The following is a 5673-nucleotide window of genomic DNA, read 5'->3' on the forward strand; positions in this document are numbered from 1 at the left end:
TACCTGGGATTGAACCAGTGACCCCTACCGTGTCAAGGTAGTGCTCTCCCGCTGAGCTAATCGCGCCTGGTGTGGCGGTCCTGCAGCAGACCTCGAAGGATCCGACGTGCGCGATACTGGGATTGAACCAGTGACCCCTACCGTGTCAAGGTAGTGCTCTCCCGCTGAGCTAATCGCGCGCACGGGGACGCCCCCGGTGGAACCGGGGGATCCTCTTGGAGGTGGAGACGGGATTTGAACCCGTGTACACGGCTTTGCAGGCCGTTGCCTCGCCTCTCGGCCACTCCACCAGGCAACACATGAAGAACGATCTTACACTGTTCTCCATCGAGCGGACGACGAGATTCGAACTCGCGACCCTCACCTTGGCAAGGTGATGCTCTACCAACTGAGCCACGTCCGCCTGTCTCCCGGGGGCCTCACCGGTTTTCCCGGCTGCGCTCCCTGGCGACGTGTTGAACTCTAGCGGATTCCCGGGCCAGCTAAAAATCCGTTCCCGCAGCGTGCCGAGGGGATGCCCGTCGAGTGCCGTCGCGTCGGCCTCCGACCGCGGTCATCGGCTGCCACCTGCGGCGCTCCCGGACGATCATCCGCAGGTCACCCGGCGCACACCCACGCGACGTCCGTGGCTGCTCACGCCCGGGTCCGTACGCCCGAGCGCACGCACGGTCACACAGGGCCGGGCCCGCGCCCCCGACCTACACTTCAGGCACCGCCGCCCAGCACACCGCGCAGGAGAACCGTGTCCGGCCACCCCGACCCCCGCACCCCGCTCGCCCGCTTCGGCGGCCGCCTGGCCACCGGACTGCGCGACGTCACCTCGGACCCGGCCGCCCTCGACTCCTCCGGCTACTGGGCCGTCGCCTACGACTTCGAGGGCCGACTGACCTGCGCCCGCTTCGACGAGCTCCGCCCCGCCCCCGCGCCGCCCTCCGGCGCGGGCTGGCGAGGCCCGGACGCCGGCACCTGGCACAGCTCCCTCGACCGCGCCGCCTACGTCGCGGGCGTACGTCGCATCCGCGAGCACATAGCCGCGGGCGAGGTCTACCAGGCGAACCTCTGCCGGGTGCTGTCCGCGCCCCTGCCCGACCCGGACCTCAGCGACGTCGACGCCCTCACCGGCCTCCTCGCCCACGGCAACCCCGCCCCCTACGCCGGCACCATCCGACTGCCCGGACACGGCGTCGAGATCGCCACCGCCTCACCCGAGCTCTACCTGCGCCGCACCGGCCGCACCGTCTCCTCCGGCCCGATCAAGGGCACCGGCCGCACCGAGGACGACCTCCTCGACAAGGACCACGCCGAGAACGTGATGATCGTGGACCTGGTCCGCAACGACCTCGGCCGCGTCTGTGACACCGGCACCGTCACCGTCCCCGACCTGTGCGCCGTCGAGAAGCACCCCGGCCTGGTCCACCTGGTCTCCACCGTCGAGGGCACCCTGCGGGAGGGCGCCGGCTGGCCCGAGCTCCTCGCCGCCACCTTCCCGCCCGGATCCGTCACCGGCGCCCCCAAGTCCAGTGCCCTGCGGATCATCGACGCCCTGGAGACCGCCCCGCGCGGCCCCTACTGCGGCGCCGTCGGCTGGGTCGACGCCGACCGCGGCGAGGGCGAACTCGCCGTCGGCATCCGCACCTTCTGGGTCGACCGGACCGACCCCGGCGCGCCCGTCCTGCGCTTCGGCACCGGCGCCGGCATCACCTGGGGCTCCGATCCCGAACGCGAGTGGGCGGAAACCGAACTGAAGGCCGCCCGACTGGTCGCGATAGCGTCGGGCAGCGAACCCGATCACACCGGGGCGTGAGCCACACCGTCCACCGCCCCCGCTGAGGAGCAGCCCCGATGCACAACCGCACCACGAGCTGGGTCAACGGCGCCCTCGTCGGCTCCGCCGACGCCGCCGTCTCGGTCCTCGACCACGGCCTCACCACAGGCGACGGCGTCTTCGAGACCATGAAGACCGTCGACGGCAAGGCCTTCGCGGTCACCCGCCACCTCGACCGGCTCACCCGCTCCGCCCGCGGCCTCGGCCTGCCCGACCCCGACCACGACCTGGTCCGCGAGGCCTGTGCCCGGGTCCTCGCCGCCAACCCCGCGCCGCTCGGCCGCCTGCGCGTGACCTACACCGGCGGCCCGGCCCCGCTCGGCTCCGAGCGCGGCACCACCGGCCCCACCCTCGTGGTCGCCATGGGCGCCATCGGCCGCCGCCCCGACGAGACCGCCGTCGCCGTCGTCCCCTGGCGCCGCAACGAGCACAGTGCCGTCGCGGGCCTGAAGACCACCTCCTACGCCGAGAACGTCGTCGCCCTGGCCGCCGCCCACCGCACCGGCGCCTCCGAGGCCCTGTTCGCCAACACCGCCGGCCGGCTCTGCGAGGGCACCGGCTCCAACGTCTTCGTGGTCATCGGCGGCCGCCTGCTCACCCCCGCTCTCGCCTCCGGATGCCTGGCCGGCATCACCCGGCAGCTCGTCATCGACTGGTGCGGAGCCGAGGAGGCCGACCTCCCGCTCGACGCCCTCCAGGACGCCGATGAGGTCTTCCTGACCTCCACCACCCGTGACGTCCAGGCCGTCACCCGCGTCGACGACCGCAAGCTGGCCGGCATCGGCCCCGTCACCGCCGAGGCCATGAAGGTCTTCGCCGAGCGAGGCGACGACGACCTCGACCCGTGATCCCCGCCTCCGGGAGACGGAACCGGCCGCGTGCCCGACCTCGTGGATAACCTCCCGGACAAGGGGAAGGGACCACCACATGACCACCACGCTGCGCCCCGAGGGCCCGGAGACACCCACCGCGGCCGGCGGCCGCACCAGACGCTGGCGGATCCTGTCGAACGGCCACCCGGTCGGCGCGCTGCGCACCACCGGCACTCCGCACGACGGCCGACTCTGGGGCGAGATATCGGAGTTGGAAATCACCGAGGGGCGCGGCCGGGGGCGCGGCACGTTCGGCGCGCTGGCCGCGGAGGAGGTGCTGCGCCACTGGGGCTGCACCCGGGTGGACGTCAAGGTCCCCGAGTCGGCGCCGATCGCACGCGCCCTCGCCGCCACCCTCGGCTACACCGAGCGGATGCGGTCCCTGCACAAGCGCCTCACCGATGCCCCCGCCCTGCCCGCCGGACTCACCGCGCGCCCGATGGACCCCGCGGCGCTCCAGGACTGGCTCGACGGGGGCACCGAACGCTTCGCCCGCTCACTCGTCGCCTCCGGACTCACCGAGGACCAGGCGCGCGCCAAAGCGGGCGGCGGCGGGCGGACCCTGCTGCCGCAGGGCACCGAGACCCCCGGCGTCGTCCTGAGCAGCCTGTACGGCGCCGACGGCGGGCCGGAGCCCTGCGGCTCGGTCTGGGTGGCCCTCCACCTGCGTGACCTGCCGGACGGCGAACCGCTCGCCTGGGTGATGGTGGTCGAGGTGTCCCGGGCCCACCGGGGCCGGGGACACGGCCGCACCCTGATGCTGCTCGCCGAGCGGGAGTGCCTCGCCGCCGGGGTGCGCAACCTCGGCCTCAACGTCTTCGCCGACAACGAGGTCGCCATCCGGCTCTACGACTCGCTCGGCTACGCGGTCACCGACCGCCTCTACGGCAAAGCACTCTGACGTGCCGTCAGGACGTCCGTGCCGCCTCGATGACGGCCACGATCCGCTCCCGCAGCCCGTCCTGGCTCTGCCCGCCGTCCAGGCGCTCACCACCGATCACGTACGTCGGCGTACCCGTGACCCCGATCGCCTTCCCCTCGGCCTGGTCGGCGTCGACGGTCAGCATGTGCCGGCCGTCGATCAGCGCGGTGTCGACCTCGTCGGCGTCCACCCCGACCTCCCGGGCGACGTCCAGCAGCACCTGCTGCCCCCGTGCGTCCAGGTCCTCGACCCGGGCCAGCAGCGCCTCCACGAACGGCCAGCCCAGCCCCTGGTCGAACGCCTCCTCGGCCGCCTCGGCCGCGGCGTACGCGTGCTTGTGCTTCTCGAGCGGGAAGTGCCGCAGCTCCACGGACAGTGCGTCGCCGTACTGCGCGCGCAGCGCCCGTACATCGTCCAGCGCGGTGCGGCAGTCCGGGCACTGGAGGTCGCACCAGAACTCGAGGCGGGGGAGGGAACCATCGATCATTCCCCCAGTGTTCCACTAGTGGGCGTCCGCTCCGGCCGGCGGTGCGCCCGAGGGCGGACCGACAGGGAGGCACCGATGACCAGGACGACCGGACGCGAAGGGGTGGCCCCGTGCTGAGCGCGGCGATCAGCTTCATCCTCACGGCGGGCGGGGTGGTTGTGGCGGGCCTGCGGGCGTACCAGCGGCGCTTCCTGTCGGCGACCCGCTGGTTCGCGGTCGCCCTGCTGCCCGCCGGGCTCTACCTGACCGGCCTGTTCCCGCTGGCGAGCACGATCGGCCGGGCGTTCACCGACTGGGCGGCCAAGCTGGTCCTCGACCCGCGGGTGTGGACCGGCATCGCGCTGCTCGGCGTCTCCGCGGTCCTGCTGGTCACCACCCGCTGGGTCGGCCGCCGCGGCGCCGTCGAGGCCGAGCCGCAGCGTCCGGCGGCCGCCGGTCCCGCGCCCGAGCGTCCGGCGGTGGCACCGGCGCCCAAGGCGCCGAAGAAGCCGGCCGGGGGCAAGCGCGACGACGGCCTCGGCGACTTCGCCGACATCGAGGAGATCCTCCGCAAGCGCGGGATCTGACCACCGGATCCGGTCCCCGGACCCGAGCGCGGCCCCGGGGAAGAGGCCCTGGAGGACAGGACTCCGGGGTCCGGAACCCCCGGGCGAGTGCCCCTGGTGTCAGGCGGAGGGGACGGCTTCCGCCGAGCGTTGCCGCGCCCGGTAGGCGGCGACGTGCAGCCGGTTGCCGCAGGTGCGGCTGTCGCAGTAGCGCCGCGAGCGGTTCCGGGAGAGGTCCACGAAGACCCGCGCGCAGTCCGGTGCCTCGCACCGGCGCAGCCGTTCCCGCTCGCCGGCCACGAGGATGAAGGCCAGGGCCATGCCCAGCTCGGCCGCCAGGTGGTCGCCGAGCGCGGCGTGCGGTGCGAAGTAGTGGATGTGCCAGTCGTGGCCGTCGTGGTCGGTCAGCCGGGGCGTCGTCCCGGCGGCCGCGACGATCGCGTTGACCAGCTCGGCGGCCTCGGCGGTGGATTCCGTCCCGAACACCTCGCGCAGCCGGGTGCGCAGCTCGTGCACCCGGCGCAGGTCGTCCTCGGTCAGCGAGTCGATCTCGCTGATCTCCTGGCGGACCACGAAGGCGTCGAGCGCGGCGACGTCCGGCAGCCGCTCGGCGCCGCACACCTCGGGTGCGGTGTTGAGCAACTCCACGAGGATGCTCAGCGCGCACTCGGTGTCATGGGTGATCAGCACGTTGGGGGCTCCTCGCGCAGGGGGACTCCGATACCCCGCGTCCACGGTTACCCCAGACCATACCGGGCCTTGTGCCAGAAGGGCGGCGCGTTCTTTCGAAGGTGTGCACGGATCCCGTCAGAGCGTCCGAAACCGGGCGTCGGCCCGCGGTTTCGGCCTTCGAACCCGAGCGTGGAGCCGGTCTCCGTACGGCCCGTTTCCGAGCGGCCGCTCCGTGTGGCCGTCTTCGTGCACGAGCCGGAAAGACGACGGCGCCCGGCACCGAGGCCGGCCACCTTGATGGTGATGATGCGCGGCGCGTTCGGGGACATCTCGTCCGGGGAGTCGATGGC

The 5673-nt window shown here is 73.0% G+C and carries 7 protein-coding genes and 3 tRNA genes; 4 read left to right on the forward strand and 6 right to left on the reverse strand.

Annotated elements, in window-relative coordinates; genetic code table 11:
- Positions 1–107 precede the first annotated feature (107 nt).
- The 3 genes from AB0D10_RS37530 to AB0D10_RS37540 all read right to left on the reverse strand — a co-directional run bounded on the left by AB0D10_RS37530 (position 108) and on the right by AB0D10_RS37540 (position 403).
- Positions 108–179, reverse strand: a tRNA-Val gene (locus tag AB0D10_RS37530).
- Positions 180–216: 37 nt separating this feature from the next.
- Positions 217–290: transfer RNA gene (locus tag AB0D10_RS37535), tRNA-Cys, on the reverse strand.
- A 40-nt stretch (positions 291–330) separates the two neighbouring features.
- Positions 331–403, reverse strand: a tRNA-Gly gene (locus tag AB0D10_RS37540).
- 339 nt (positions 404–742) lie between these two features.
- On the opposite strand from AB0D10_RS37540, the gene AB0D10_RS37545 reads away from it, so the two are divergent.
- The 3 genes from AB0D10_RS37545 (at position 743) to AB0D10_RS37555 (ending at position 3598) form a co-directional block, all read left to right on the forward strand.
- Positions 743–1804, forward strand: a complete 1062-nt coding sequence (locus AB0D10_RS37545; RefSeq protein WP_360264673.1) for a chorismate-binding protein — start codon at positions 743–745, stop codon at positions 1802–1804.
- 38 nt (positions 1805–1842) lie between these two features.
- A complete protein-coding gene (locus AB0D10_RS37550; protein WP_360264676.1) occupies positions 1843–2673 on the forward strand; it encodes an aminodeoxychorismate lyase in 831 nt (276 codons plus the stop codon).
- Between the two features lie 79 nt (positions 2674–2752).
- A complete protein-coding gene (locus AB0D10_RS37555; RefSeq protein ID WP_360264679.1) occupies positions 2753–3598 on the forward strand; it encodes a GNAT family N-acetyltransferase in 846 nt (281 codons plus the stop codon).
- A 7-nt stretch (positions 3599–3605) separates the two neighbouring features.
- Here the strand turns inward: AB0D10_RS37555 and AB0D10_RS37560 are convergent, their stop codons facing one another.
- Positions 3606–4106 (reverse strand): DsbA family protein, encoded by a 501-nt coding sequence (locus AB0D10_RS37560; RefSeq protein WP_360264682.1) that lies wholly within the window; start codon positions 4104–4106, stop codon positions 3606–3608.
- Positions 4107–4216: 110 nt separating this feature from the next.
- Between AB0D10_RS37560 and AB0D10_RS37565 the strand changes: the two genes are divergently transcribed.
- Positions 4217–4672, forward strand: coding sequence for a hypothetical protein (locus AB0D10_RS37565; protein ID WP_360264685.1), 456 nt, complete (start codon positions 4217–4219; stop codon positions 4670–4672).
- A gap of 99 nt (positions 4673–4771) precedes the next feature.
- Here AB0D10_RS37565 and AB0D10_RS37570 read toward each other — a convergent pair whose 3' ends face one another.
- Both AB0D10_RS37570 and AB0D10_RS37575 read right to left on the reverse strand, forming a co-directional pair.
- Positions 4772–5341 (reverse strand): CGNR zinc finger domain-containing protein, encoded by a 570-nt coding sequence (locus AB0D10_RS37570; protein WP_360264688.1) that lies wholly within the window; start codon positions 5339–5341, stop codon positions 4772–4774.
- A gap of 47 nt (positions 5342–5388) precedes the next feature.
- Positions 5389–5673, reverse strand: a 285-nt coding sequence (locus tag AB0D10_RS37575; RefSeq protein ID WP_360264691.1) for a hypothetical protein, incomplete at its 5' end; no start/stop codon positions are given.

The organism is Kitasatospora sp. NPDC048545 (assembly GCF_040651155.1).
GTDB lineage: Bacteria > Actinomycetota > Actinomycetes > Streptomycetales > Streptomycetaceae > Kitasatospora.

Excerpts from the sequence above, each read along its gene's own strand:
- AB0D10_RS37560 (WP_360264682.1), bottom strand. The coding sequence starts at position 4,106 with ATGATCGATGGTTCCCTCCCCCGCCTCGAGTTCTGGTGCGACCTCCAG.
- AB0D10_RS37555 (WP_360264679.1), top strand. The coding sequence starts at position 2,753 with ATGACCACCACGCTGCGCCCCGAGGGCCCGGAGACACCCACCGCGGCC.
- AB0D10_RS37550 (WP_360264676.1), top strand. The coding sequence starts at position 1,843 with ATGCACAACCGCACCACGAGCTGGGTCAACGGCGCCCTCGTCGGCTCC.